The sequence below is a fragment of the Liquorilactobacillus aquaticus DSM 21051 genome, assembly GCF_001436755.1.
Classification (GTDB): Bacteria; Bacillota; Bacilli; order Lactobacillales; family Lactobacillaceae; genus Liquorilactobacillus; species Liquorilactobacillus aquaticus.
The window spans coordinates 1-26,301 of the sequence record NZ_AYZD01000023.1; the positions used below are offsets into that span (position 1 = coordinate 1).

Here is a 26,301-nt window from a genome sequence, read left to right on the forward strand (position 1 = left end):
TAGGAGACCCTACACATTTGATTCGTCGAAACTTTGTTCAGTTTTCAAAGATCTACTTAATTTAACACAACTTCTAAATGATACCTTAATATTTATGAGATGTCAACAATTTCTTTCATGTATAAAATTAATGACCATCAATAAAAATATAATTGTGTAATTAGTTGACTACTAAACCGCATAAAACTAACAAAAATTCTGTCGCGCCGTTCGTACCAACAAGAAATATATTACCAACATATTCATTAATGGTCAAGCTTTTTTTTATTCTATTTGTCTATATCTGATAATGTTTCCGCAATCCATGCATCTAACCGCTCTTCAATAGGTGTAAAACCAGTATCGACATGCCTACTAGTCCAATAATGCTTATGCTCACACCTAACCTTTATTCCAACCTTGCTTAAGTTATTATCGAGGGATCTCTCCAAACATCGCAATGATAAACTTATTTTTTGAGTATACTCATCAATATCAATGATTCTAACTTTAACCTTTTGATTAACCTTAAGATATTTATGAATGTCCTCCACAAAACCATGTCTGCATTCAGAAATATGAATCAAGCCTTGCGTATTATCTTTCAAAGTAACAAAAGCACCATACGGCTGAATACCCGTGACTCTGCCTTCAACGACCATTCCTATTCTGTATTCCATTTTTTCTCCTCAAAACATAAAGCTAAACTTATTCAATCACAATTTTTTCAACAATAACATCATTGACTGGCTTATCACTTGAATCGGTTTTTACCTCTGCAATCTTGTCAATTGTCACCAAGCCCTTTATTACTTGTCCAAAAACTGTATGGTGATGATCTAACCATGGAGTACCACCTTTTTTATACATTTCAACGACTTCTTCTGGATAACCAGCTTTCCTCATTTGTTCCACCATTTGTGCAGGAAGATTCTTGTTTTGAACAATAAAAAATTGGCTTCCATTTGTATTAGGTCCAGCATTAGCCATTGAAAGGGCTCCTCTAAAATTGAAAAGATCATTAGAGAACTCATCCTCAAATGCTTCTCCCCAGATACTTTGTCCACCCATCCCTGTTCCAGTAGGGTCCCCTCCTTGGATCATAAAGTCTGAAATAATTCGATGAAAGATTCCGGAGTCATAGTATCCTTTTTTTGCCAACGCACAGAAATTTTCAACTGTTTTAGGCGCTTTTTCAGGAAACAACACCACTGTGATGTCACCAAGATTTGTTTTAAAAGTTGCCTTTGGGTTGCTTGTATCCTCTAAATTCATTTGTGGAAATGTCAAATTAATTCCTCCTATTTTATATTTCTTATATTTATTCTTTATTCTATCTAAAAAGTAAATATTTTGCCAATTTAATTTATTTTGTCACTCAATTATGCTAATGTAGCCTAGTGTAAACAATTGAAAGGAGTATTTTGATGTCAAGCCAGAACGATTACGATATAACAATCATCGGTGGTGGTCCTGTTGGGCTTTTTACCGCTACATACGCTAGAATGCATAAAGCAAAAGTCCAAGTTATTGAGAGTCTTGATCAATTGGGAGGGCAAGCCAATGCCCTATTCCCCACCAAAAACATTTATGATATTCCAGGGTTCAGTTCAATAAAAGCATCTGCTCTTATTGATAATCTTATTGAGCAAATTAAAGTTTTTTCACCAGACATTTTTCTAAACGAAACAGTGAATTCATTTGAAAAAACAGATACCGGTTTTTGTATTAAAACTTCTAAGAAAACTACGCATTCACGCTCTATAATAATTACTACTGGTATAGGCTCATTTCAACCCCGCCGCCTTGCAGTTGATGGGGCCTGCGGCTTTGAAGGAAAACAACTTCGCTATTTTGTACAGGATCCCAATGAGTTTACGGATAAAAATGTTGTCGTTGCGGGCGGGGGAGACTCAGCTATCGATTGGGCCTTAGAACTCGAAAAAAAGACTGCTGGACTACATATTGTTCATCGTAGAAATAAATTTCGAGCACTTGAGGCAAATGTTGACAAACTACTGCAGACAAAAACTATTTTCGACACCCCTTACTTGATTGACGGTATCGAAGAGCGCAAGGATGATAAAATTGCCATCACTCTGAAAAAGGTAAAGAGTGACGAACGACAGCAAATAATTGCAGACTATTTGCTAGTAAACTATGGTTTTATTTCAGATAATAAAATCCTCCATTCTTGGAATTTGGAAACTGAACACAATCTAGTGAAGGTTTCACGTGATATGCAAACTTCAATACCAGGGGTCTACGCAGCAGGAGACATTATAACTTATCCCGGACGCGCAAATTTAATTGCAACAGGTTTTGGTGAAGCTCCTGTCGCCGTTAACAGTGCTATGCAATATATTTACCCAAATATGCGACAAGCAGTGCATAGCACTCAGCTAATGAAACACTTTCTTAAGTAAAGAAAAAATAAAAATTGATGCGCATATTGAAAAAAGATGCGTATATTAATAAGGAGTACCCTATGAGTTTTCTAATTGATTTTATTTTGCACATTGATGCCCATCTGGTTACAATCGTAAACACTTTTGGAAACTGGACCTACCTGATCTTGTTTCTTATTATCTTTATCGAGACTGGTGCTGTTATTCTACCGTTTCTACCAGGTGATTCATTACTTTTTGCAGCATGCGCCCTTGCAGCGAATCCCGAATATCATTTGAACATCTGGATTTTTGTAATCTTGTTCTGGGCAGCTCCACTTCTAGGTGATTCCTTGAATTTTTTCATCGGCCAAAAAATAGGTTCAACGATTAATGACCAATCCTTTCTAGGTCGTTTCATCAAAAAAGAAGATTTAAACAAAACAGAAGCTTTCTTCGAAAAACATGGTGGAATGGCAATTTCATTAGCTCGTTTTATGCCTATAATTCGAACCATGTCACCTTTTGTTGCAGGTGGAAGCGGTATACAGTACCGCAAGTTCATTCGCTACAGTTTCATAGGAGCAACATCATGGATGATTCTTTGTTGTAGTGCAGGCTATTATTTTGGTAATTTCCCAATTGTCAAAAAACACTTTTCCTTGATAATCATTGGTATTATTATCGTTTCATTGATACCTGCTATTGTCGCTGGTTTAAAGAAACACTTTGCCAAAAAGTAAATTACTGATTAATAAATGTCCTTATTGATATTTTGGTCTTAAATAAATTATGTTTTTGACTCCACTTAATATAACAAAAAGATTCAGGTACGTTGAGTTTGTTCACTCACTGCCTGAATCTTTTTATCTGAAAATGTTTTAACCACATTATAGATCTTTACGACCACAGATGATCCCGATTCCCATAAGGATTTCCAATAATAAAAAGAACACACCAAAGCAAGCCATAAAAAAAGTATCTGGTAATGCGTTGATAATTGGATCTAAATTAGGGTCAAAAAGCCAGTCATTATTTCTGAATAAAATCCGATGAAAGTCCACAAAAAACGTATTAAACTGTAATACCATCATAAGTGCCACGACAGCAAAGAGAGACATTCCCATCTTGAAGGGAAAAATCAGACGCCATAGCTGCTTTACGTTCTTCATTCTTACCAAAAATAAAATACTTATTGGCAAAGTACCAAAAAATACGAGATGATTGACCAGAAAAAGCCTTTTTACGTCCCAAAAATGATGCAGTCCATTATATGACATATCCAATGAGAGATTAAGCCTATTAACCCACGGAAAATTCAGAAACGCCAACAAACGATAATACTCCCTCATTAACTGGTTATTAGTTAATCCGACATTTCTAGCTAAATCATCATGTATAACAAAGAATTGGTACAAGGGAGTAAAGCTAATTGTCAAAACTATGCTCAATGAAATTAAACACAAGAAAAGACACATCCATTCAAACGTTGATAAAAAACGATTCTTAATCATTTCCTAGCGTCCACTCATCCAAAGAGTCAACTACATGAGTCGGCTTAGTCTCTTTTTCTTTAACCTGTTCAGGCGTTGAAACACCAGTATAGACCAACAACGTATCAATTCCGAAATTGATTCCAGCTGCAATGTCAGTCATATAGTTATCACCAACCATAATTACATCGCCTTTTTCTAATCCTAATTTATTTAGGGCCTTTTTCATAATAATAGATTCGGGTTTTCCAATATAAGTCGCCTTTTGCTGTGTTGCACATTCTACTAAGGCAATTATTGAACCAGCTCCTGGAACTAAGCCCCTTTCATTAGGCAAATTAGTATCCGCATTTGTTCCGATAAACTTGGCCCCCTCTTTGATTGCTAGGGTTGCAAGCTCAAATTTATGATATGTTACATCATAATCTAGACCAACGACAACATAGTCTGGTTTTTTTTCTGCAAAGTAAAAGCCATTATCAAACAATGCTTTCTTCAAACCAAATTCACCTATTGCATAGACGGAGCGTTTAGTTTTATCTAAACTTGCCAAGTAATCGGCGGTTGCAAGAGCCGTTGTATAGACATTATCCGTTGTGACATGAATATCAAAGTTATGCGCTAAATTATTGACCACAGCCTGTGGTTCTTGTGTACTATTGTTAGTCACAAACAAGAATGGAATGTTTTTTTCTTGTAGTCTTTCAATAAAGCGCTTAGCTGCAGGGATTTTTTCCTTTCCCCTATACATCGTACCATCCAAATCAATTAAATATCCCTTATAACTTTTCATTATTTTCCCTCATCTATTCATTTTTACTTTTTTGTCTGATCGTAAAGTGCCTTTTTTTTAAACTTTTAGCATATACTGGTTTGCTTTTCAGATCCTGTTTTTTTTCTTTCTTTTTATGAATTTCAAATCTTTTTTCTTCTGTAAATGCATGTCTTTTCTTAATAGCCTTTTTGAAATTTTTCTTAGTGGGGTTTTTACTATTTTCATTACGTTTTGCTGAGCTCCGTCTGCGGCTACGTTTCTTATTATTTCCAGAGACCTTCACCTTCTGAACATCCAAATTATGCAATATAAAATATGCACAACCAAAATTGCAATATTCGTACAGATAATCATCCAAATGTGCAATATTTTGTGACGGAAATCCCTTGTCACTATCGTCCGCGTAAAAGCCATGCAATCTAAGCTGATCATATCCCCAATCTCCAACAATATAATCGTACTTAGTCAGGATTTGACTAAAACGTTCCTTTAACTTTTCTACTTGAAAACCCTCGCGGACGTTTTTTACAAGTAAATACGGATGTCCATCAATAGTTAGCTCCGTTGAATTTTTCATCTGAATATCACTCGCATAAGCTTTTAACGTTTCAGCTTTTTTCGCGAGCTGGGCCTCTCGGCGTTCTTTTTTTTCACTATTCATGGATACTCTCCTTCAAAAAATGTTGATACCTAATTATACAGGATATTTAGCACCAAAGTAATCCCCAACGACATCCCTTAAAAAACGATCGCCTATATACTTAGGATGCCCTACAATTTCCAATGTCGGAAAAAATGGACAATAAATGAAGTTATCAACAGTTGCAATTTCATAATCTGCACCAGGATCCAATACTTGTCCATGCCAACTAACACTTTTACTTAGTGGATCAAATTCTATACCATCATACACAAGTTCCCCAAATACCTTACCGCGAAAGCCATTTCCCTTGACAACTGAATTACGTAGGTGATTACGATTTTTTTCCATTTCTCTAATCAAACGCCACAAATTATAACCATTCAACCTTACTTTGACTATTCGCATAGGGTGTGGAAGAATATGGTGCAAGTCGTAACGTGTTAAGACTCCTTGATGCAGATCATCCAAAAACAAACCGCCATTTAGAATCGAGGCCTCTGTTTGAGTAACAAATTGAATTGCTTTTAGGCTAACATTCATTAAGGGAGATCTTTTTACCCAAGAACCTGGATAGTCCTTTGGTAAAACCGCAACTTTCTTTTTTCTCAATAATGCCTCACCTTTTTTTTGATATTGCTCTATTTCGATGGCATCACCTGAGCTTTCAGGCAATAAAGCCGTTTCTACAACCTCCGCTTTTTTTTCAAGCAATTTATGGTTAGCTACATTTAAGGTTACTTGTCCGATATACCTCCCCCATTTACCCGCTGCGCAAAGAAGTGTCTGATCAACTTCTTCGCCGTGTTCTAATAAATGGTGTGTGTGACTTCCCAAAATAACGTCAAATTCAGGATATTTTCTCGCAATCGCGCGATCTACATCTATTCCTAAATGGGACATCAATACTAGCACATCAACTTGTGGGCGTACTTTCTTTAGTAAACTCGGTAATACTTCATCAACTTCCATAGGGGCCCAATCATTCATCCGATAAGTTGCACTAAAAGGCGCCGTACAAGCTAGAAGTCCAATTTTAGTCCCTTTATCTGTCGTAATAACTCTGCTCAGATGTGCCCATCGTGGTGGCCTTCGCGTACGTCCATTAACAAGGTTATCTAAAATAATAGGAAAATCAGCTCGTTCATACATTGCATTTAATTGCTCATGTGAATTACCAATTCCTTCATTATTTCCAACTGTGGCTGCGTCATATCCAACAGTATTCATAAGTTCGATATTTATTTTACCGTTAGTTGCCTCACTCAATGGATGAACTCTGTCCATAGCATCACCTAGATCAACTGTTATAACCGCTTCACCTTTTTTGATCAACCGTTTACGTGTTCCGATAAGATACCGTCTTATTTTCGGCCAATTTTCAAAATGTGAATGTATATCATTAGTATGCAGAATTGTAATTCTTTCACTCATCGTCAAAACTGCCTCTTTCTTTTATTTGTTTTCGAAAACACTCTTCTTTTTTTCCACCATTTTAAGAATGTCAACACTGCTAAAGGGCTCACCAAAATAAACCTTTCTGTTCAAATACCCGCTTTCTGGTGTGTCAACTCCAACATTGATATTATAAGAACTATTAAGACTATAATGGTGCACATGTCCATGAAGATTGATGCTATTCTTAGAAATTCCTAGCATTAGCGGATAATGCGTCAAGAAGAATTGATAATGATCGAACTTTATGATACATCCTACGTCATGTAAAACAAATTTACTTTTCCCATTGCTAAGTTGGTAGTTATTTTTCTGTAAAAATTTAAAAAAATCTCTTGTATCATGATTTCCCTTAACAATATTTATTTGTCCATTCAATTCGTTTAGTATGGATGAAAGTTTAATAAAGCCTGCACGATTAGAATCCACCATCCCCACATCCCCTAAAAGATAGACAACATCATTTGAAGAAACAACATTATTCCAGTGATCAATAATCTCCCGGTTCATCTCTGCTGCGTTCAAAAAGTCTCTCTGTGCAAAATGCATATTATGTGCTAGTTTTTCATCAAAAAAATGTGTATCCGCTGTAAAAAAAAGCATTTTTAAACATCTCCATTTTTTTATGGAACACAAACTCCAGTTTAATCTTACAACTAAATATTCTACAAAAAAAGATGCTAAGTTTAAATAAATCAACTCACCATCTGTTTAGAACTACTATATTCGCCGTGCAACAAACTTTATTAAGAACAAAAAACCTAACCATACTATTGATGCAATCAATGCTGCTAACGTTGTCTTATCCAAACACATCACACCTGCAACAAAAAATAAAAAGCCCAAGACCAAGTAGTCTCCCCAAGGAAAGAATGGCATCCTAAACTTACTTTGACGAATCTCATTCTGAATTTTTTGCTGCTGTTTTCTAAACTTTAAATGCGCAATTATAATCATTCCCCAGATAAACAAAAAGCATGTCGTTGCCACACTGGAGATGAAAGAAAACAATGCTGCATTTGGAATGACAAAATTAGCTAAAACAGCAAGTGTAATTACAATTGCTGAGAAGATTATCCCATTAGCTGGCACTTGACGCCGGGATAGTTTACTAAGCCACTTAGCAAAATGATTTTTATTCTTGTAATTTAAAGAAAATAGCATTCTACCCGTGCTAAAAAGAGAACTGTTACATGCAGAAGCCGCCGCCGTCAAGACAACAAAATTAATAATCCCAGCTGCAGCCGTGATCCCAATATTTTCGAAGACCTGTACAAAAGGGCTTTGTGTCGCAGAGATATTCTTCCAAGGATAAATACTCATTAATGCCAGTAAGGAACCGACATAAAAAATAATGACACGCGTCGGGATCTCATTTATTGCTTTCGGAATAACCTTTGTCGGATTTTCCGCTTCAGAAGCCGTCACACCTATCAACTCAATCCCAATAAAACCAAATGTAACCATTTGAAACGATAACAAGAAACCCTTCAATCCTTTTGGAAAAATTCCTCCGTAATTAAACAGGTTTCCTAAACTTGCTTCGCCTAGTGGTGTTTTAAATCCTATTATAACAAGTAAAATCCCAACAAAAATCAATGCTACGATAGCAACAATCTTAATCAGGGCAAACCAGAACTCGGTTTCACCAAATAATCCAACTGTAATCAAATTCAATACCAATAAAATGGCCACGACAATCAGACCAGGAAGCCATTGTGGGACATTAGGGAACCAATATCGTACGTACAATCCAGTTGCTGTCACGTCCGCCATTGCAATGGTGATCCAACAGATCCAGTATGTCCACCCTGTCACAAAGCCTATATTTTCCCCCATATATGTACGAATAAAATCAATAAAAGAATTTTTCTTAAGATCAGAAAGCAGCAGTTCTCCCATCGCTCGCATCAACAAAAAACAAATAGTTCCTGTAATAAGATATGCTAACACAATTGAGGGCCCCGCTAGGTGAATAGATTTACCAGCTCCTAGGAAAAGCCCTGTTCCAATAGTCCCACCTAAAGCGATCAATTGAACATGCCGACTTTTTAACTCTCTTGAAAATTCTTGCTTTGCAGCCATAAAAAAACTCCTAACTAATATCTAATGAATATCTCTAACAATTTGTCCATTAATTTATAAACACAATTAATAGTGTAAACTAATTATTAATTGAAGTAAAATTCAACAAGTTCATTGTACAATGATTTATATTCATCTTAATCAAAAAAGCAATTCGGTTTTCTTACTCGCTTTTTCAAAAAAGACTCCTATTCCATTTTCTGATCACAACAAAAAAGCCGAGACATTCCTGCCTTCGACTTTCAACGTAATTTCGATAATTCAGCTAGTATTGAACTTTGATTTTGATGCTAATTCAAATGAAACATTCAATTTTTTCAATGGTATAACTAATGTAACGCTTTAGTTGCTCTTATTTCACTGTATAATTTTTCAACATCTTCGGCAATCATCAGCTCTTCATTTGTTGGAATTGTCCAAATATCCGACTTTGAATCAGGTGCGCTTATTCTAGTTTCCTTGGCCTTAACCTCATTCAAATTGTCGTCGATTTTTATACCGAAAATTTTTAGCTTATCACAGATAAGCTTTCTAACATACGGAATATTTTCTCCAATTCCTCCTGTAAAGACCAATGCATCGACTTTTTCTAGCTCAGCAGCATATGCGCCAATATATTTTACGATACGATTAACAAAAATTCTAAGTGCAAGATCAGCACGCTCGTTATCCTTGCGAATCTCCATGATTTCTCGCATATCTGAAGACACACCTGAAATGCCTAAAATACCTGACTTATTGTTTAGCATCTTAAGTACTTCTTTAGAGTCAACACCCAACTTGTTTTCAAGATAAATTAACATTGATGGGTCAACATCGCCTGACCGTGTTTGCATAGCTATTCCGGAGACAGGTGAAAAACCCATACTTGTGTCAAAAGACTTGCCACTACGAATAGCACATATAGAAGCACCAGAACCAAGATGCAAAATAATAATATTTGTTTTCGCGCGTTTGTAACCAGCAACTTTTAAGAAACGTTGCAGTACATAACGGTAGCTTATTCCATGTGCACCGAACTTCTGTACATGAAACTTTTGATAATATTCATATGGTATGGCATATACTGTGTTTTCTTCTGGAATCGTTTGGTGGAATCCCGTATCGAAAACCGCTACACTTAGAGCTTGCGGTAATTCTCTCCTGAAAGCTTTGATTGCCATAATATTGGCTGGATTATGCAGTGGGGCAAATTCAATCAGACTCTCCATCTTCTCTAGAACATCATCATCAATAATTACCGAACTCGCAAAGCAGTCCGCCCCGTTAACAAATCTATGCCCTACTCCTTTTATTTCATCTAACCTATCAACTACTTGATATTCTGTCAGGATTACTAAAAGTTTGTCAACTGCCTGCTGATGATTTTTTATTACTAATTCTTCACAAAATTTATTTGTTTTCGTCACAATTGACAAGCGTGCATTTTGAAAACCAATGCGCTCAATTTGCCCTTTTGCAATAACATCTGCTCCAGGCATTTCAAATAACTTCCATTTTAGTGTAGAACTACCTGCATTCACTGCTAAAACTTTAATCATTCTCTTCTCTCTCCAATAACTAATCTAAATTTTCCTTGGCCCAATCATCAATATTTTTAAGAAAATGAGCAAACTCCTTTTTGTCTTTCAATGGTGGAAAGTCACCAATAAGAACTTGTTTTACTTGGTTTCCCTCGCCACCATGCTTTTGAAGCAATAAAAGTGCCTTTTCATTCTTTTTATTCAAGAAAAGATCTTCTGGTAAATTCAACATTCCTTGAAAATAAGCCTGATTCTTAATCACACGCAACAGCCCTTGTGTTTCTTTCGTTTCAAATAAACCGCGTGGGACTAAAAATAGTCCATAACCACCTGGAACAAGCTGCAACAATGCTTGCTCAATGAGTAAATGATGAACATATGAATGTCCCTTATCAGAATGAGTCTTGAAATTAACAACCTTTTTATCTACTGGATAGTACCCAACAGGCAAATCACTTACGACAACATCAACTTTAGGTGTTATCAAGTTGTCTATTGCATCCTGATGAAAAAGTTCAGCTGGAATTTTTTGTAAACGTGCACTCATACTCGCAATCGATAGCAATGTATCATCATTATCTACACCATAAAGTTTTATATCTTTATATCCGTTTACTTTCATCCTTTGATACACCGTACTCAATAAATTCCCAGTTCCCACGGTAATATCAAGAATTTTATAACTCGCATTTTTAGTAAGAAACTTTTCCAAGATATAACCTACCAGAAAGCCAATCGTATCAGGTGTCATTTGATGATTGGCTTGTATTTTATCAAATTGGTTAGCTTTTACAAGAGCAAACTGAATAACTTGTCGCAACTCTTCAGATGTCATAGAAAGAGCCACCATCTGTTTATACAGCTCTGCTAACTGATCTCTGACCTTTAACGAGGGTTTCCCATCTTCTATTAATAGTTCCCCACCTTCTGCAAGATTATCTCCTGTTTCGATTATTGCGTCTAAATAGGAAACAGCCAAATCTTTTTGAAGGAGCTCAACCGCTTGTTCAAATTTTTTATAAAATTGTTCTATCTTTTCCAATGTCAATTAGCACACCCCAAGTATTAAATTACTTGTCTTAGTTTAACGATTCTTCTGCGTTATTTCAAGTCTTGTTACTTGTGCTTTCCCTCTTCAAAATCATATTTTGGCAGCGTCTTTAACTCGATTGCTTTTCTGTTATTCATTTTTATTATGAAACGCCCAGCTTTTTTTGTGACACTTCCTTGATTAAACCACATAACTTCATTGTTGCTGATTCTATTAGCTAAAGCTAAATTTCGCATTGTTCGAGCTATATTATAATCTTTCAAGTTCTGATAACCTAGCAACTGTTCATGATAATATAGAGTTTGTGCACCAAAGATGATCCCCATCAAAAATATTCCCATTATTCCAGAATATAATAAATGTCCTTTCGTTTTCTTCAATTGTCCATCTTCCTTTTTGGCATAACAATATGGCAAATATAGTCCCGACCCTTCATCTTAACCATAATTGTTAGAGTTGAATTTTCATATTTTGTCGTAAAGCTGTGAACATCATACAGCAGAGGAATATATCCTAATTCGACCCCTGTCATTCTGATTAGATTATCCTTATAAAACAAGCGATAAATTTTATTTTTGGTTGGACTATAAAATCTGATTAAATTTTTCCCAGTCACGTATTCTAACGATAAATTATCTGAACTTATCAGATCAACAAACTGAACCCATTCAAAATCATCACTAGTCCTTGTTTGCTTCACCACAGTATTTGAACTTTTTATTGCTACTGCCAAAACACTAAATGCCAATGCACTTATTAAAAGAGCACTTATGCTCTCAATCAACGTAAATCCTGAAACTTTTTTTACTTTATTTAACTTTAACTTCAAATGTTCCATACCGACTTTTAACAGATATTTTATCTTGAAAAGGTCTTGTCTCATTTTTTGAAAACACCTGCTCTTCACTAGTAATCAATATTTTTTTACTCATATTGACTAACTCCTCTGTTGCTTTATATTGTTCTACTGCCTTATTCCTATTTTGAGCAAGATAGCGTTCATTTTCACAGAATAAGATAATTGCAGTGCTGATAAGCACTAATCCTATTGTTGCTTCGGCCAATAAAAAGCCTTCTACTTGTTTAATGTGTAACATGGTATTTCCCCCAGCCAAGCTGAATCATAATATAATATGGCTTATCCTGCAGTGTTGAATCAACAATAATAGTTCTTCCACTTATACTGCCAGTATCATTAACACTTATCGACTCATATCTCCTAATAGACATTGTTTTAGGTAGCCTAACCATAACTTTTCTATTATTTTTTTCACTAAAAACAATTTTATTGTTTTTAAATGCAATTGTGTGCACTTTTTTAAACTTTGATGAAGAAATTATCTCGTTTGTCCAAGTTTGTTTAAAAGACTGCCAAAATATTTTCTCTTGCAATCCGTTAATAGAATTTTCTAATGGGCTTACTGTCAGCAATAACGTGAAGGCACTTAAAGCCAACACGACTAATATTTCAGCTAATGAAAAAGCGGACTGCTTATTCCTCATTTTCTGCCTGAACTTCTATTTTTGCTTTTTTTGCTTCACTATATTGTTTCTCATTTAAATATCCGCTGTTTTTTAAATCCTCAAGTGAAATATTTTCTTTATCTGTTTCGTTTCGATAAAGATCTGCTTGTGTTTGTACAACATCACCCAAAGCTTGATTACCAATGCCACGTGCATTATCACGTTGTTTACCGATGTTAGGAAGAATTATCAAAATAAGCAGACTTATTATAAACATTACCACCGCCATTTCAATTAGAGTAAATCCTGCACATCTTTCCTTTAACGCAAACCGATCATCCTTCATTTATATATTCCCCCTAAATTGTTATACATCGGCATTAACATGCTCAAATATATCGAAATGATGACGATAGCTATGACCAAAAATAATATTGGCTGAACACAGTTGATCATCCTATCAATTTGTCTTATCAGCTTTTCGTATGCTAATTCCGAAAAAAGTAGTAACTCAGAACTTAATTCATCAATAGTGTTCCCCTTGCCTAAGAAGAGATTCAATTCTGGCGGAATAAAAGTATATTTTGAAACAAAATAAGTTAATTCATTGCCGCCTAGTAAGTTTTTTTTCAATTCCTTTCCAAAGTTTGCAAGCAATGACTTTTCATCAAATTCTTCGAGAAAAAGACAGATTTCACGTATTTCAAGACCGCTTTTTAAAAGTAATCCAAAATTAAATGTAATATAGTAATAACAATACTGACGATAAGCAGCGCCTAGAAAAGGAATATGACAATACCATTCTTGGCGAGATAATATCGGTTGTTTAGTTAGACGATATACTAGCTTGAAGCCAAAAACACCTGTTATTAACAGGACGCTACCCACAATGAATGGATATAGCTGCGCTTGCCATAAAGCGGTGTTTAAAACCTGGATTTCCTGAAATTTATCTAGCTCAGGTCTCAACCAAAACTTGATTGCAACCATCAACCCTCCAAGCATTATTAACAATATTATTGGATACAGTAAAACAGCTTTTAATTTATCCATCTGCCTAGCTTTTTGTTCAAGATTCTTACCAAGCTGCTTTATGCTATCACTTAATTTCCCATGCTTTTCAGCAATATAAATTTGATTAAAAACATTTTGTCTAACATATGGCTTAAAGGCAGTGCTCAACATTTTCCCCTCTGCCAATTCAACATGAACGTAGTCCAAAAGATCTTTATTTTCTGGAAAAAAGATCATAATATCTTCAAAAGCTTGTCGAAGAGAAAAACCAGCATTTAATAAATCAGCTAAGGACTGAAAAAATAAAGCTTGTTTCCGTTCACTTAATCGATTTTTTCTAACCTTCACTATATTTTTTATATGTTTCTTCTGAAATCCAATTTTTTTGAACACATTTTTCAAGAGATTCCCTCCATCCTACTGACATTCCAGTCATGCCACCGTTTTCTAATTTTTCCCAAGGCAATTTCTCAACACTCAACTGCTCAAACAATGCCTTAACATTTCCTACGGTAGTTGGAATTAATCGTTGATACATTATTAATTGCAATGTTTGTTCCAAATCTGCTTTTGAAACACCAAAATCCAGTAAACGTCTGACAACTCCAAGTGTACTTTGAGCATGTACCGTACTCAAAACCAAATGACCGCTTAAGGCTGCAGTTACAACTATTTGAGCTGTTTCCGCATCACGTATCTCGCCAATTATGAAAACATCTGGACGGTGACGCAAAGAGGCTTTAACAAGTTCTGCGTATGACATATTAGCTTTTTCATTCACCTGAATTTGCAAAAAATTGGGTTCATATATTTCAACAGGATCTTCAATACACATTACTTGGACATCTGTTAAAGAACGAACCAAATGATACATTGTCGAAGTTTTGCCTGAACCAACTGGTCCGGAAAAAAGTATTAATCCCTTTTTTTGGCTTAGGTTTTCTAACTTTTTGAGTTGACTAGGAAAAAAGAATTTTTCATTTGCATCCTTTTCTTGATAAATCAAGCGCACAACCAGTGATTCACGCCCTAAAAAGTCACCAAGACTGGAGAAGCGACCAAAAACCTTTTTTGTTTGACTATCTTTTAATAAAAATGCACCAATTTGAGGCCTTCGATGCTCACTCAAGGCCATGTCTGCTTTGAATTTCAAGTAATTTATTATCTGTAAGCCATACGAACTCGGAATACAAGAGATTGTTTCAACTGTTCCAACAACATTCATCTTAATACTGTAATGGTCTTCTCGCGGCAAAAAATAAATATCACTCGCTCTTTTTCTTATCGCAGTTTGCAATACTTTATTCACTTGATCTTTAAACATATCTTAATTCCCCCTTTGTCAAATAAATACGCAAATTATTTAACAAGGTTATCTCCATAAAAAATCAACTATCCTTAAAATTATGTTCCGCATTAACAGGAGTACATAATCTGTCTCAAACTTAATTTTCTGTACACAAAAACCAGTTAGAAAATAATTTTAGTCATTTTCTAACTGGTTTTGGTTTTAATTTTTTGAGAACAAAAATATTTTGAAATTGCTAACTAAGTGTTATATTCTTACAAAAGAATAATTAATCTTCAATATTTAATATATAAAAATGAACAAGCTACCTTTTAAGAACTTCTTTTTCTGCTGGAATTGAAGGAATTGCTCCTATTTTTTGAACAGTTAATGATGAAGCTTTATTTGCATAATGTACAGCTTGAGCTATATTATCAAAATTTGGACTAAGTTTTGCCGCTAAACACCCAATAAAAGTATCTCCCGCACCGGTTGTGTCAATTGCTTTAACTTTAAGAGCTGAAACAGCTTCTTCTTGATTATCTTCAGTTAAATAGTAGGCTCCTTCACTTCCCAAAGTAAGAATAACGTTCCTAGCCCCCTTTGATTGCAGTTTATTGGCTGACTTGCGCTGGGCTTTCAAACTATCTACGTGGATGCCTGTTAACATCTCTGCTTCAACTTCATTCGGGGTTATTAAATCTGTCAATTCTAAAAGTTTATCCGATACCTTTGTTGCTGGCGCAGGATTTAGAATTGTTGAAACGCCTGCTGCTTGTGCAATTTTAAAAGCCTCAATTATTCTGTTAATAGGAACTTCAAACTGTGCCACAACAACATCTGCACTTTCAATCAAATGACGTGCATTTTCAACATCTTCTTCTTGAATAGAGGCATTCGCGCCACTGTTAACTAATATACTATTTTCCCCCGAATCTTGAAGTAGGATATATGCTTGTCCCGTAGGATTATCTTTATCTGCCTTTATATGCTCAATATCAATTCCATTCTTCTGCATTAATTCACACATCATTTTCCCATATTGATCATCACCAACGCGTCCAATAAAATGCACATTAGCATTGCTGCGCGCAGCTGCAATTGCCTGATTAGCTCCTTTACCGCCACCTGCTGTTTCGAGCCCTTGTATTTTCATAGTCTCTCCAGGTTTTGGAAGACGTGTAAGTTTTAATATAATATCAACATTAATACTTCCCAAAATAACAACATTCTTTCTTACTTGCATATGCCTTCTTTCCTTCTTTCTCTTTTTTCTAACCGTATCACAAAAATAATATATGCTCAATTATTTTAGCGTTTATTAAAAAAACCAAAAAATAAGAGCTCGAACAAACTTAATTGTCCTGCTCTTTTATTCATTGCAAATCTAAAAATAACATCTTGGTTTAAAAACTATTCCTCTGGAAGCTCACCTGCGTGATAAACAGCTGAAACATCATCTTCATCTTCCAAACGATCAATCATCTTTTCAAATTGCTCCACCTTATTTTCAGGAACAGTCACATAATTTTGGGGAATCATGGTCAGTTCTGCTGTATCAAGGTCATATTTTTTTTGTAGTTGATCACGGACTGCTGCAAAATCCTTAGGATCCGTATAGATTTCAAAAACATCATCCGAAGTCTGCAAATCCTCTGCACCAGCATTTATAACATCTTCAAACATCTGATCCTCATCTACATCAAGGCCCTCACGTGCGATCGCAATATATCCCTGGCGATCAAACATAAAACTAACCGAACCAGATTCGCCTAAATTGCCACCATTACGCGTGAAATCTGCCCGAACTGCTGACGCAGTACGATTACGGTTGTCTGTCAACGCATGGACCATCACTGCAACGCCACCTGGGCCATAGCCTTCGTATGTGATTTCTTCATAGTTTGCACCATCAGCTCCAGTAGACTTATCAACAGCACGCTTAATGTTATCTTTTGGCATATTTGCCGCACGTGCTTTATCAATCATTAAACGAAGTTGTGGGTTAGAATCCGGATCAGGACCACCACTTTTTGCAGCCATATAGATCTCTCGTGATAATTTTTGGAAAACTTTTCCACGTTTTGCATCTTGGGCATTTTTGCGGCCTTGGATGTTATTCCATTTAGAATGTCCTGACATTTCTAATACCTCTTTCCGATAATTTCTTGAAAATTGACGTTACAGTCAACTTTCATAGTATCAAATCATTATAGTTAACGCAACAACTTATAAAAACTAACGTCCTTTTTTGCCCTTTAAAGAAAAAAGAACTACACAACACACCCCGAACAGTGCACCGACCCCATCTAAAACAACATCTTGAAATAGCGGAGTTCTACCGCCAGTGAGCATTTGATGGAACTCATCAAGAGCCGCATATCCGATCGCAGAAAGCGAGCTGATGATAATCGTTAAAAAAATACTTTTGAGCCTTGGTTTCAACCCAGCTGCTAAAAAGGCTCCTAGTCCCATGTAAATCGTAAAATGAGCACCCTTTCTAATAAAAAACTCAACAAACTTGAAATAACCTATTTTGTTGATGCTTATTATCTCGTTAGCATATTTAAAAGAAAAGCGACTCAAAAATTGATCAAATGGTTTATTTGCAAAATACTTTTCCAAAAAAGGCACCGATGTCTGCTGCTGATATGTCATTGAAGAACTAACAAACAAAATAATCATAATCAACAGTGCAAGCAAAAGATAGGTATTTGCACTTGGTTTATTAATCCGCATCAAGAAACACCTCAAAATCATTCTTCTTAATAAAAGGCTATGCAGAAAAGGCATAATATAATTTTAATTACCTAACAAAAATGTACTGTCTCTTTTTGAAAAAGGCGACAGTAACATTGTCCAATATTGAATGTTCTAAGCTGAAGAGATTTTTAAAATCTAAACAAATTAAAAAATAGTCTATTTTGTTGAAGAACGCTTAATATACCCATATGGTAATTCAACTGTCTTTTCCGTTACGTCTTCTTTGTTCATTAACTTAGTTAAAAAGCGCATTGACACTGCCCCAATATCATACAGAGGTTGCGTTATTGACGAAAGCTTAGGGCGAACGATTTCCGTTATCTTAGAATTATTGCTTGTAATAACCTCAAAATCATTTGGAACTTCCACACCTGCATCTTGTGCACCATTCAAGACACCAGCTGCTAATTCATCATCCCCCACAAACGCGGCGGTTGCACCAGCTGATACAATAGCAGGCCATAGGATTTCCCCAGCATGATAACTATAATCCGTTTCAAAAACCAAATCGGGGCTAAATTCAATTCCGTTCTTTGCAAGTATATTTTTGTATCCTTTTAAACGATATTCACTATTAATAGGTTCATTTAACGGACCAGAAATAAAGGCTATCTTTTTATTTCCATGATTGATTAAATCGGAAATTGCTTCCTCAACAGCAGCAACATAGTCAATATGAACACTGCCCATCTTTTCCTGATCATCGACCGAGCCAGCTAGAATAATTGGTGTCTTGCTGCGTTCAAATTGTGTTCGAAGCTCATCGCTGATTTTATTTCCCATGTAGATGATACCATCTACTTGTTTTGCCAAAAGTGTATTTAAAACCTGTATTTCTTTTTGTGCATTTCCATCTGAATTAGCAAGAATGATATTATACTTGTACATTGTTGCAACATCATCAATTCCACGTGCAAGCGATGAAAAATATACATTTGTAACATCAGGAATAATAACCCCTACAGTAGTAGTTTTCTTGCTTGCAAGTCCACGTGCAACAGCATTAGGCCGGTAATCCAATCGGTCTATCACCTCAAGAACTTTTTTGCGCGTTGCTGGTTTAACATTTGGGTTGCCATTTACAACCCTTGAAACAGTAGCCATTGAAACTGCTGCCTCGCGTGCAACATCATAAATCGTAATTGTTTGTTTTTCCATGATTGACCCTTTCTGATTTTCATTCATTTTCATTGACGTTACCTAATTTAGCAAAAAAAGAGACTAAATGCAAGCGTTTCATAGGTTGAAGTCCTTCTTTTCACACTCTTTTCATTTTATGTAAGTCCGATACTTCGCCGCTATGCTATAATTTAGGTATTAAATTAAGGGAGCGATTATATGTCACACATTGAATCTGTACAAAAATGGTTGGCTGATAATAATTATCAAGTTGGCTATATCAGCAATCCTAAGAACATTCAATATTTTACTGGGTTCTCAAGTGATCCTGTAGAGCGTGTCTTAGCACTTTTAGTTTTTCCAGACAAAGATCCATTCTTATTTGCACCAGCTCTAGAAGTTGAAGCAATTAAAGACACCGGTTGGATTTATCCAGTTTATGGTTATTTAGATCATGAAGATCCCTTTGCAATTATTGCGGATAAAATCCGCGCAAGAATTGATGACCCCCAGAAGTGGGCAATTGAAAAGGGAAACTTAAATGTTATTCGCTATGAAATACTAAGAAAACTATTTCCTCAAGCTACATTTGGTGGAGATCTTACACCTTTTATCCAGAATGAACAGCTGATCAAAACGCCAGCTGAAATTAAAAAACTTGAAATAGCAGGTAAATGGGCGGACTTTGCTTTTAAAATTGGATTTGATGCCCTCCAGAAAAGTCGTACAGAACAAGATGTAGTTGCTGAAATCGAGTATGCTCTGAAAAGAAAAGGTATTACACATACCAGTTTTGATACAATAGTCCAAAGTGGCACAAATGCGGCCGAACCTCATGGATTTCCAAAACCAGATAAAATTAAATCAAACGCACTCGTTCTGTTTGATCTAGGTGTCATCTACCAAGGATACATCTCAGATGCTAGTCGGACTGTTGCTTTTGGCAAAGTTAGTACGAAAATCCAAGATATCTATAAAGTCTGTCTTGAGGCGCAATTAACAGCCCAAGCCGCTGCCAAACCCGGCATAGTGGCTGAGGATCTAGATAAAATAGCACGCGATATTATTGTCAAAGCTGGTTATGGTGACTACTTTATCCATCGCTTAGGACATGGCATGGGACAAAGTGAGCATGAATTTCCCTCAATTATGGAGGGTAACAAAATGGAATTACAACCAGGGATGTGTTTTTCCATTGAACCTGGAATTTATATTCCAGGTGTTGCAGGGGTCAGAATAGAAGATTGTGTCCACATTACCGATAACAGTTGTGCACCATTCACACATACCTCTAAAGAACTCAACATTATTCCTATTCGTTAAATTCAAGATATTAAATTAAAAACTTAAGGGACTTTGACAAAAAAATTGTCAAAGTCCCTTAAATTTAATTTTGAATTTTATACTAAGAAGTTCTAAAACTTAATTTTCTACATCTGATCACATCTCGACCATCATTAAATCATCAGATCAGGCTTGTAATCCGCCATCGATAATCACACATCCGAATTTATATGCACCTCTGGCTCTTACCTTACTAACAAAGAAACTGGGCATAAATATTTATTGTCCTTCTTTGGGATAGAAAACCTCAGTCTGTTTCTCTTCAGATTCTGCAGCTCGTTTTGCCTGTCCGAAAGCAGAACGTCCATCAATGACAATGTCTGTTTCAGGAGCCAAGTCATCATACTCAACTTTCTCCTTCTCAAACTGCTGCTTCAAATCTGACGTAGCTTCCTTTAAAGAATCAAATGCTTTATTTACATTCTCATTACTTTTCAAATCTTTGGCTTTTTCAGAAACTTTTTGTTTTAAGCTCTCTAAATCATCACGAAATTCATTTTCATTTTCAAAATATTCTTTAGCGTAATGATAATATCTTAATGCTGCTTCACGTCCATTGTCAGTTAAATCGTTGAATTTATCCAAAGCCTTTTCTCGATGTTCACTTTTAAGCAAATACCTAGTCGCTACGTATGCCGCAGCCCCTGTTGCCAAAGTAACAGCTAATGCTGTCTTCTTTCCCATCAGACCATCCCCTTAAACTCATTTTTATTTTTTGCTTTTTTTGTGTCTCATGTTATAAATACGTTTTAGAAACCCAACAGCGAGTGTTGCTTTGCCAACATTTTTCGACGAATATGAAAAGTTTCCCACTAAATTTCGACTTGCACTATTCAGATCGGAGACACTTTCGCTGAGATCTGCTACCGTTTGGAAAAGCGGGTCTATTTTTTTCGACTTCCCGTTAACATCATCCAATAACACATTTGATTTAGCAAGGATGGCCTCAACTTCCTTCGAAATCGCATCAGCATCGTCACGTAACGTCTTAACGCTTTGATTTACCTCTCCCATTGTTTTCGCAACTTTGATCAAAACAACACACATAAAAACGACAAGTAACAAGAATGCTAATGCAGCTATCAAACCCGCTAGTTGTCCCAAAGATAGTGTCATATAAAAGCCTCCTCTTTTCGACTACTTATCCTTAGAATAGCATTGACACTCTAAAACTTCAATTAAAAGACAAATTAGCTCTCAGCATATTATTTTTTTACCCTTTTCTGTCTTAATCCTTTTTTTTTGATATTATAGAGATAGTTAAAGGAGAGCTGTCATATGCGATATTTTTTTCTAGACGCAAATAATTCATCACTGACTGCTGATGTTTCCCATCAAGTCAGCCGTCAAACAAACTTTTTAGCCAGTTATTTTTCTAGTATTAATTGGAATCAGATAATTAGTAAAATCGTAACTCTTTTTCTCTCACTGATTCTACTTTCAATTTTTTTTATTGTGGTTAATTGGATCGGAAAAAGGATCATTTATCGAAGCTTCAAGACCACTCTCAAAAATGAACATTTAACAGTGAATCGTATAAATACAATCTATACTTTATCTCTGAATATTTTTCATTACTCTGTTTTGTTTTTCTATTTCTATGCCATCCTGTCTGTTTTAGGAATTCCAGTTGGTACGCTAATTGCTGGTGCCGGTATTATGAGTGTTGCATTGGGCTTAGGTGCTCAAGGATTTGTAACTGATGTCGTTACTGGCTTCTTTATTCTTCTGGAACAACAATTTGATGTTGGTGATGATGTCAAAATTGGCCAAATAGAAGGAACTATCCACGCAATCGGATTGCGTACTACGCAAATTATCGGTTACGATGGTACATTGCATTTTGTGCCTAATCGCAACATTACAATTGTCAGTAATTTATCACGCAACGATATGCGAGCAATGATTGATATTTATTTCGATCCAACGGAAGATATTAAGGCGATGTCACTGATTATAAAAAAGGTTAATGCACGTTTAACGCCTCATTTTCCAGACATAACGAAAAAACCTGCATTACTTGGAACTGTGGACAATGGCAACGGTTCACTGTCTTTACGAATCATTATTTACACCAAAAACGGTGCTCAATATGAAATTCAGCGAACTTTTCTGGCTGCTTATCTGGAAGAACTTACAAAAGCCGGTTTCAAAATCAATAGTTCTCCCATCAATCTTACCAGTAGTTGATTATAGAAAAAAAACTTAATTATTAAAAATTGCACCGAACTTTAAAAAGTTCCGTGCAATTTTTAGATTTAACCATTTTTATTTACTTTAAAAAAATTAGATTCTCAATCTGCCATTTACGTTATTTAAATCTTCCAAAGTCAATTTTCTCAATCTAATTCAGAATTGGTCCTATTGGAAAGTAAAAAAAGAAGTGTAAGTGCGCGTGAGCATGGCATTCTTTTTTAATAAGCCTACTCTTAAAACTGCCCTTATTTACTTTTTTGTTCCACTTCATTTTGTCTGATCTGCAAAAAACCAGTCATTGCTTCAACGCCCTTGATAATTGCACCTTCCCTTGGAGCGAAAAATTCAGAATGAAGTGAATATTTACTTTCAACGCCAAGCCAGAACATTGTTCCCGGAATCTTCGACAACAAAAAACCAAAGTCTTCCCCTGTCATCGCAGGCTTTGTTTCAATAAAGTTAACATTTTCAGAGTTTTTCATGTACTTTATGAAAGCAGCCGTTGTTTGTGGATTGTTTTCAACAGGATAATAACCTCCCTGATGCAAATCAAGCTCCAACTGACACTCGTAGGTTGCTGCAACACCCTCAGCTATTTTGCGAACACGTTTCTGTATCATGGCATTCATATCTTGTGTTAATGCCCGAATCGTTCCATCAATTTGTGCACTGCCTGCAATAACATTTCCAGTCTTTCCTGCCTCGAAATGTCCTAATGTGACCACGCCTGCTTGAATTGGATCAACATTTCGACTAACAATCGTCTGAACTTGATTTACAAACTGCGATCCAGCAACGACCATATCATTAGCAAATTGTGGAAAAGCAGCATGACCACTCTCGCCAATAAAACGCGCATGAATTTCACAAGTTCCGGCAAATAAGGTGCCCTGACGGCAACCTATTGCCCCCATTGGAAGTTGTGGATTATCATGGAAAGCATATATTTCATCTGGCATCCAATCATTTAAAACTCCGCTTTCATACAATTGTTTACCGCCGCTTGCATTTTCTTCAGCTGGTTGAAAAATAAACGTCATATCAACCAACGGCTGATTATCAGCAAAAAAACTTAAAATACCAAGCGCGACAGTCATATGAATATCATGTCCGCAAGCATGCATTCTTCCAGAATTTTCAGATGAAAAAGGCAATCTTGTCTGCTCATCCACTGGTAAACCGTCGATATCAGTCCGATACCCAATAGTATAGCCTGCATGTTTTCCTGAAACTTTTACTAAAATAGCGGTTTCCCAGGTTTTTATTTTCAGATATGTCTGTGGTAATTCTTTTATAATTTCAAGTAATTTGGCTTGGGTTTTAAATTCTTGCATGCCAATTTCTGGAATTTTATGTAATTCTCTTCTAATTTCGATTAATTTTTTTTCATTAAGCACCATGTCATCAAATCCCATTCTAAAATATTTTCATTCTTTATATTAAACCACATCCTAAAAAAAAAATACTCGAAAACATAATTATTTTCGAGTACTTATACAAAACCTATCGTTTATATTCTACGTAATTCATCAACAATTTCTGTTTTTCCAGCAGCAACATCGGAAACATTCTTAATTTTTTTAGCTGGCATTCCGACAACGACCGTATTCGGTGCTACATCTTTTGTGACAACTGATCCAGCTCCGACAACTGCCCCTTTTCCAATACGCACTCCCTCTAAAACAACTGCATTGGCACCTATCAAAACGCCATCTTCAACCACAACTGGTTGAGCAGAAGGCGGTTCAACAACACCTGCCAAAACAGTACCAGCACCAATATGACAATTTTCCCCAACGATTGCACGTCCACCTAAAACAGCACCCATATCGATCATTGAATTGGCACCTATTTCAGCTCCGATATTGATAACTGCGCCCATCATGATGACCGCATTATCACCAATTTCAACTTGATCGCGAATAATAGCACCAGGTTCGATACGTGCATTGAAACTTTTCTTGTCCAATAATGGAACACCCGTATTACGCCCATCATTTTCAATATGATAACCAGTAATTTTAGAATTGTTTTTCAAGATTGGCTCAATTACTTTCCAATCACCAAATATAACACCAGATTTTTTTTCTAGATACGCATCAACAGCATCAGGAACTACTATACTATCTAACTCTCCCTTAATATAAACCTTAACCGGTGTTTCTTTTTGTGATTCTGCAATAGTCCGTATAATATCATTTGCATCCAATTTTGCCACAAAAATCCCTCCTATAATTAATCAATTTTTGGTGTACTTCCACCATCAATTATTTTATTTTCGTCTTTTTCTGAAATATTATAATCCTTGTCAAGATCATGTGCAACATAATTAAAGCTCTTCATTACCTCACGTCTGGTCACAATTCCTGTGAAAATACCTTCTTCATTAACCACAATCAAAAACGGCTGGTTAACCAGCATATGCAATATTTCCTCAAAATTGTAAGGCAAAGTAATAGTTGGCGCATCCTTTTCCATGACGTCACGAACAGTTTTTCGGCTTAATTTGGTTGCATCAATTCCATTCATACCTAACATTGTTTCAGTGATCATCGGCAAAGACAGCAATCCCTTGAAATGCTGTTCATTATCTAAAACTGGGATCTTCGAATAACGGACCTTCGTCAAAACTAAGAATGCATGATCCAAGTGATTAGTTTCCTGAACATTTGCGACAATTTCTGCTGGAATCAGAAAATGATCTTGGCGTTCATTTAACATATGCTCAACTGGTTTTGCTATCACATTATTAACCTCCTTCGGCCACTATTTACATTTTATGGTATTTTTTATCAAAAACCAACTATAACATCTAAAATTAAGCGTTTACTAATATTTACTTTGGATTAATTTATGATAAGATTAGAAAGTATTATTTTTAAGGAGGTTATCATGGAGTATTCACTGGCAACACGATTAGCGGCTGAATTTTTTGGAACAGCAATCATGATCATTTTAGGTAATGGTTCAGTCGCAACCGTCGATTTAGAACGTACCAAGGGTAGTAATAGCGGTTGGATTGTCATTTCTGTCGGTTATGGATTTGCTGTTATGATTCCAGCATTAATGTTTGGAAGTATCTCAGGGAATCATATCAATCCAGCTTTTACAGTCGGCTTGGCTGTCTCTGGGCTTTTTCCTTGGAAAGAAGTTATTCCATACATAGTTGTACAGTTATTAGGAGCTATCATAGGTCAATTAGTCGTTTTCGCATGTTTTAAACCGCATTATGACTTAACGGCTGATACGAATCGTGTCTTAGGAACATTCTCTACCACAGATGCTACTAAAGGGAAACTCAACGGATTCATTAATGAATTTTTTGGAACCTTCACATTGGTCTTTGGTGCTCTGGGTATTACCAATTCACCAACTTTTGCCAAAGGAAACCAACTATCCGGTTTCATTGGCATCGGCTTACTTGTAATGGTTATTGTTGCGTCCTTTGGTGGTCCGACGGGTCCTGCTTTGAATCCGGCTCGAGATCTTGGCCCACGCCTGCTGCATCAGATTTTGCCATTAAAGCACAAGGGGTCATCCCAATGGGACTATAGCTGGGTCCCTGTGGTCGCCCCACTCTTGGCCGGCATTTGCGCTGTAGCATTGTTTAAAGCTATTTTTCTATAAATATTTATTTTTTACAGGAAGCTACGTCAAAACCTATTCTTTTGACATAGCTTCTTTTTTATGTGGATTAATATATTTCCAATAGTCAAGCTTCTTCT

31 protein-coding genes are annotated in these 26,301 nt (G+C 35.9%); 5 read left to right on the forward strand and 26 right to left on the reverse strand.

Translation table 11 applies throughout. The features are described 5' to 3' along the window. Positions 1-269: 269 nt before the first annotated feature. Both FC19_RS07940 and FC19_RS07945 read right to left on the reverse strand, forming a co-directional pair. A complete protein-coding gene (locus tag FC19_RS07940; RefSeq protein ID WP_057876447.1) occupies positions 270-659 on the reverse strand; it encodes a CvfD/Ygs/GSP13 family RNA-binding post-transcriptional regulator in 390 nt (129 codons plus the stop codon). A 28-nt stretch (positions 660-687) separates the two neighbouring features. After that, complete coding sequence (locus FC19_RS07945) at positions 688-1,254, reverse strand: peptidylprolyl isomerase (RefSeq protein WP_057876517.1); 567 nt, start codon at positions 1,252-1,254, stop codon at positions 688-690. 152 nt (positions 1,255-1,406) lie between these two features. Between FC19_RS07945 and FC19_RS07950 the strand changes: the two genes are divergently transcribed. Together FC19_RS07950 and FC19_RS07955 are read left to right on the forward strand one after the other, a co-directional pair. Further along, entirely contained in the window at positions 1,407-2,405 is a 999-nt protein-coding gene (locus FC19_RS07950; RefSeq protein WP_057876448.1) for an NAD(P)/FAD-dependent oxidoreductase, read from the forward strand. A gap of 62 nt (positions 2,406-2,467) precedes the next feature. Beyond that, a complete protein-coding gene (locus FC19_RS07955) occupies positions 2,468-3,109 on the forward strand; it encodes a VTT domain-containing protein (protein WP_057876449.1) in 642 nt (213 codons plus the stop codon). 147 nt (positions 3,110-3,256) lie between these two features. On the opposite strand, the gene FC19_RS07960 is transcribed toward FC19_RS07955, so the two are convergent. The 19 genes from FC19_RS07960 to ccpA form a co-directional block, all read right to left on the reverse strand. Then, positions 3,257-3,880: a TIGR01906 family membrane protein gene (locus FC19_RS07960; protein ID WP_057876450.1), complete on the reverse strand. Its 624-nt coding sequence runs from the start codon at positions 3,878-3,880 to the stop codon at positions 3,257-3,259. After that, complete coding sequence (locus FC19_RS07965; RefSeq protein WP_057876451.1) at positions 3,873-4,652, reverse strand: TIGR01457 family HAD-type hydrolase; 780 nt, start codon at positions 4,650-4,652, stop codon at positions 3,873-3,875. The genes FC19_RS07960 and FC19_RS07965 overlap by 8 nt, the downstream gene beginning before the upstream one ends. Before the next feature lie 13 nt (positions 4,653-4,665). Continuing rightward, positions 4,666-5,295, reverse strand: coding sequence for a YutD family protein (locus FC19_RS07970; protein ID WP_057876452.1), 630 nt, complete (start codon positions 5,293-5,295; stop codon positions 4,666-4,668). A 33-nt stretch (positions 5,296-5,328) separates the two neighbouring features. Next, positions 5,329-6,708: a bifunctional metallophosphatase/5'-nucleotidase gene (locus tag FC19_RS07975; RefSeq protein ID WP_057876453.1), complete on the reverse strand. Its 1,380-nt coding sequence runs from the start codon at positions 6,706-6,708 to the stop codon at positions 5,329-5,331. Between the two features lie 21 nt (positions 6,709-6,729). Continuing rightward, positions 6,730-7,332, reverse strand: coding sequence for a metallophosphoesterase (locus FC19_RS07980; protein WP_057876454.1), 603 nt, complete (start codon positions 7,330-7,332; stop codon positions 6,730-6,732). Positions 7,333-7,449: 117 nt separating this feature from the next. Continuing rightward, complete coding sequence (locus FC19_RS07985) at positions 7,450-8,814, reverse strand: amino acid permease (RefSeq protein WP_057876455.1); 1,365 nt, start codon at positions 8,812-8,814, stop codon at positions 7,450-7,452. A gap of 329 nt (positions 8,815-9,143) precedes the next feature. Further along, entirely contained in the window at positions 9,144-10,355 is a 1,212-nt protein-coding gene (locus FC19_RS07995; protein ID WP_057876457.1) for an acetate/propionate family kinase, read from the reverse strand. 19 nt (positions 10,356-10,374) lie between these two features. Then, complete coding sequence (locus FC19_RS08000; RefSeq protein ID WP_057876458.1) at positions 10,375-11,385, reverse strand: class I SAM-dependent methyltransferase; 1,011 nt, start codon at positions 11,383-11,385, stop codon at positions 10,375-10,377. 68 nt (positions 11,386-11,453) lie between these two features. After that, positions 11,454-11,768, reverse strand: coding sequence for a hypothetical protein (locus FC19_RS08005; protein ID WP_057876459.1), 315 nt, complete (start codon positions 11,766-11,768; stop codon positions 11,454-11,456). Continuing rightward, the gene (locus FC19_RS08010) at positions 11,765-12,226 is read right to left on the reverse strand and encodes a ComGF family competence protein (RefSeq protein WP_057876460.1); all 462 of its coding nucleotides are present in this window, start codon (positions 12,224-12,226) and stop codon (positions 11,765-11,767) included. Before FC19_RS08010 ends, FC19_RS08005 begins: the two co-directional genes overlap by 4 nt. Next, positions 12,198-12,485, reverse strand: coding sequence for a hypothetical protein (locus tag FC19_RS08015; protein WP_057876461.1), 288 nt, complete (start codon positions 12,483-12,485; stop codon positions 12,198-12,200). The genes FC19_RS08010 and FC19_RS08015 overlap by 29 nt, the downstream gene beginning before the upstream one ends. Next, positions 12,472-12,891, reverse strand: coding sequence for a type II secretion system protein (locus FC19_RS08020; protein ID WP_057876462.1), 420 nt, complete (start codon positions 12,889-12,891; stop codon positions 12,472-12,474). The genes FC19_RS08015 and FC19_RS08020 overlap by 14 nt, the downstream gene beginning before the upstream one ends. Beyond that, entirely contained in the window at positions 12,881-13,198 is a 318-nt protein-coding gene (gene comGC / locus FC19_RS08025; protein WP_057876463.1) for a competence type IV pilus major pilin ComGC, read from the reverse strand. Before comGC ends, FC19_RS08020 begins: the two co-directional genes overlap by 11 nt. After that, positions 13,195-14,214, reverse strand: a complete 1,020-nt coding sequence (comGB, locus tag FC19_RS08030) for a competence type IV pilus assembly protein ComGB (protein ID WP_201782318.1) — start codon at positions 14,212-14,214, stop codon at positions 13,195-13,197. Before comGB ends, comGC begins: the two co-directional genes overlap by 4 nt. Further along, positions 14,204-15,190, reverse strand: a complete 987-nt coding sequence (comGA, locus tag FC19_RS08035) for a competence type IV pilus ATPase ComGA (RefSeq protein ID WP_057876465.1) — start codon at positions 15,188-15,190, stop codon at positions 14,204-14,206. Before comGA ends, comGB begins: the two co-directional genes overlap by 11 nt. A 289-nt stretch (positions 15,191-15,479) precedes the next feature. After that, positions 15,480-16,400 carry a ribokinase gene (gene rbsK, locus FC19_RS08040; protein ID WP_057876466.1) on the reverse strand — a complete coding sequence of 307 codons (921 nt, stop codon included), beginning with the start codon at positions 16,398-16,400 and terminating at the stop codon, positions 15,480-15,482. Positions 16,401-16,567: 167 nt separating this feature from the next. Further along, on the reverse strand, positions 16,568-17,296 hold the full coding sequence (locus FC19_RS08045; protein WP_057876467.1) for a YebC/PmpR family DNA-binding transcriptional regulator: 729 nt from the start codon (positions 17,294-17,296) through the stop codon (positions 16,568-16,570). Between the two features lie 96 nt (positions 17,297-17,392). Further along, positions 17,393-17,893 (reverse strand): VanZ family protein, encoded by a 501-nt coding sequence (locus FC19_RS08050; protein WP_057876468.1) that lies wholly within the window; start codon positions 17,891-17,893, stop codon positions 17,393-17,395. A gap of 180 nt (positions 17,894-18,073) precedes the next feature. Further along, positions 18,074-19,075 carry a catabolite control protein A gene (gene ccpA / locus FC19_RS08055; protein ID WP_057876518.1) on the reverse strand — a complete coding sequence of 334 codons (1,002 nt, stop codon included), beginning with the start codon at positions 19,073-19,075 and terminating at the stop codon, positions 18,074-18,076. 180 nt (positions 19,076-19,255) lie between these two features. Here ccpA and FC19_RS08060 point away from each other — a divergent pair, with 180 nt between their 5' ends. Further along, positions 19,256-20,359 (forward strand): aminopeptidase P family protein, encoded by a 1,104-nt coding sequence (locus FC19_RS08060; RefSeq protein ID WP_057876469.1) that lies wholly within the window; start codon positions 19,256-19,258, stop codon positions 20,357-20,359. A 240-nt stretch (positions 20,360-20,599) separates the two neighbouring features. On the opposite strand, the gene FC19_RS08065 is transcribed toward FC19_RS08060, so the two are convergent. Continuing rightward, on the reverse strand, positions 20,600-21,064 hold the full coding sequence (locus FC19_RS08065; RefSeq protein WP_057876470.1) for a hypothetical protein: 465 nt from the start codon (positions 21,062-21,064) through the stop codon (positions 20,600-20,602). Positions 21,065-21,088: 24 nt separating this feature from the next. Next, on the reverse strand, positions 21,089-21,496 hold the full coding sequence (locus FC19_RS08070; protein ID WP_057876471.1) for a DUF948 domain-containing protein: 408 nt from the start codon (positions 21,494-21,496) through the stop codon (positions 21,089-21,091). 162 nt (positions 21,497-21,658) lie between these two features. On the opposite strand from FC19_RS08070, the gene FC19_RS08075 reads away from it, so the two are divergent. Then, entirely contained in the window at positions 21,659-22,570 is a 912-nt protein-coding gene (locus tag FC19_RS08075) for a mechanosensitive ion channel family protein (RefSeq protein ID WP_057876472.1), read from the forward strand. 251 nt (positions 22,571-22,821) lie between these two features. On the opposite strand, the gene FC19_RS08080 is transcribed toward FC19_RS08075, so the two are convergent. From FC19_RS08080 to cbpB, 3 genes are all read right to left on the reverse strand, one after another. Then, on the reverse strand, positions 22,822-23,976 hold the full coding sequence (locus FC19_RS08080) for an N-acetyldiaminopimelate deacetylase (protein WP_057876519.1): 1,155 nt from the start codon (positions 23,974-23,976) through the stop codon (positions 22,822-22,824). A 110-nt stretch (positions 23,977-24,086) separates the two neighbouring features. Next, positions 24,087-24,794: a 2,3,4,5-tetrahydropyridine-2,6-dicarboxylate N-acetyltransferase gene (gene dapD, locus FC19_RS08085; RefSeq protein ID WP_057876473.1), complete on the reverse strand. Its 708-nt coding sequence runs from the start codon at positions 24,792-24,794 to the stop codon at positions 24,087-24,089. 17 nt (positions 24,795-24,811) lie between these two features. Next, positions 24,812-25,321: a cyclic-di-AMP-binding protein CbpB gene (gene cbpB / locus FC19_RS08090; protein ID WP_057876474.1), complete on the reverse strand. Its 510-nt coding sequence runs from the start codon at positions 25,319-25,321 to the stop codon at positions 24,812-24,814. Positions 25,322-25,468: 147 nt separating this feature from the next. Between cbpB and FC19_RS08095 the strand changes: the two genes are divergently transcribed. Continuing rightward, the gene (locus FC19_RS08095; protein ID WP_057876475.1) at positions 25,469-26,203 is read left to right on the forward strand and encodes an MIP/aquaporin family protein; all 735 of its coding nucleotides are present in this window, start codon (positions 25,469-25,471) and stop codon (positions 26,201-26,203) included. Positions 26,204-26,301 lie beyond the last annotated feature (98 nt).

Coding starts and splice junctions, on each gene's coding strand:
- FC19_RS07940 (WP_057876447.1), bottom strand. CDS start 659: ATGGAATACAGAATAGGAATGGTCGTTGAAGGCAGAGTCACGGGTATT.
- FC19_RS07945 (WP_057876517.1), bottom strand. CDS start 1,254: ATGAATTTAGAGGATACAAGCAACCCAAAGGCAACTTTTAAAACAAAT.
- FC19_RS07950 (WP_057876448.1), top strand. CDS start 1,407: ATGTCAAGCCAGAACGATTACGATATAACAATCATCGGTGGTGGTCCT.
- FC19_RS07955 (WP_057876449.1), top strand. CDS start 2,468: ATGAGTTTTCTAATTGATTTTATTTTGCACATTGATGCCCATCTGGTT.
- FC19_RS07960 (WP_057876450.1), bottom strand. CDS start 3,880: ATGATTAAGAATCGTTTTTTATCAACGTTTGAATGGATGTGTCTTTTC.
- FC19_RS07965 (WP_057876451.1), bottom strand. CDS start 4,652: ATGAAAAGTTATAAGGGATATTTAATTGATTTGGATGGTACGATGTAT.
- FC19_RS07970 (WP_057876452.1), bottom strand. CDS start 5,295: ATGAATAGTGAAAAAAAAGAACGCCGAGAGGCCCAGCTCGCGAAAAAA.
- FC19_RS07975 (WP_057876453.1), bottom strand. CDS start 6,708: ATGAGTGAAAGAATTACAATTCTGCATACTAATGATATACATTCACAT.
- FC19_RS07980 (WP_057876454.1), bottom strand. CDS start 7,332: ATGCTTTTTTTTACAGCGGATACACATTTTTTTGATGAAAAACTAGCA.
- FC19_RS07985 (WP_057876455.1), bottom strand. CDS start 8,814: ATGGCTGCAAAGCAAGAATTTTCAAGAGAGTTAAAAAGTCGGCATGTT.
- FC19_RS07995 (WP_057876457.1), bottom strand. CDS start 10,355: ATGATTAAAGTTTTAGCAGTGAATGCAGGTAGTTCTACACTAAAATGG.
- FC19_RS08010 (WP_057876460.1), bottom strand. CDS start 12,226: ATGGAACATTTGAAGTTAAAGTTAAATAAAGTAAAAAAAGTTTCAGGA.
- FC19_RS08015 (WP_057876461.1), bottom strand. CDS start 12,485: ATGTTACACATTAAACAAGTAGAAGGCTTTTTATTGGCCGAAGCAACA.
- FC19_RS08020 (WP_057876462.1), bottom strand. CDS start 12,891: ATGAGGAATAAGCAGTCCGCTTTTTCATTAGCTGAAATATTAGTCGTG.
- comGC (WP_057876463.1), bottom strand. CDS start 13,198: ATGAAGGATGATCGGTTTGCGTTAAAGGAAAGATGTGCAGGATTTACT.
- comGA (WP_057876465.1), bottom strand. CDS start 15,190: ATGTTTAAAGATCAAGTGAATAAAGTATTGCAAACTGCGATAAGAAAA.
- rbsK (WP_057876466.1), bottom strand. CDS start 16,400: ATGCAAGTAAGAAAGAATGTTGTTATTTTGGGAAGTATTAATGTTGAT.
- FC19_RS08045 (WP_057876467.1), bottom strand. CDS start 17,296: ATGTCAGGACATTCTAAATGGAATAACATCCAAGGCCGCAAAAATGCC.
- FC19_RS08050 (WP_057876468.1), bottom strand. CDS start 17,893: ATGCGGATTAATAAACCAAGTGCAAATACCTATCTTTTGCTTGCACTG.
- ccpA (WP_057876518.1), bottom strand. CDS start 19,075: ATGGAAAAACAAACAATTACGATTTATGATGTTGCACGCGAGGCAGCA.
- FC19_RS08060 (WP_057876469.1), top strand. CDS start 19,256: ATGTCACACATTGAATCTGTACAAAAATGGTTGGCTGATAATAATTAT.
- FC19_RS08065 (WP_057876470.1), bottom strand. CDS start 21,064: ATGGGAAAGAAGACAGCATTAGCTGTTACTTTGGCAACAGGGGCTGCG.
- FC19_RS08070 (WP_057876471.1), bottom strand. CDS start 21,496: ATGACACTATCTTTGGGACAACTAGCGGGTTTGATAGCTGCATTAGCA.
- FC19_RS08075 (WP_057876472.1), top strand. CDS start 21,659: ATGCGATATTTTTTTCTAGACGCAAATAATTCATCACTGACTGCTGAT.
- FC19_RS08080 (WP_057876519.1), bottom strand. CDS start 23,976: ATGGTGCTTAATGAAAAAAAATTAATCGAAATTAGAAGAGAATTACAT.
- FC19_RS08095 (WP_057876475.1), top strand. CDS start 25,469: ATGGAGTATTCACTGGCAACACGATTAGCGGCTGAATTTTTTGGAACA.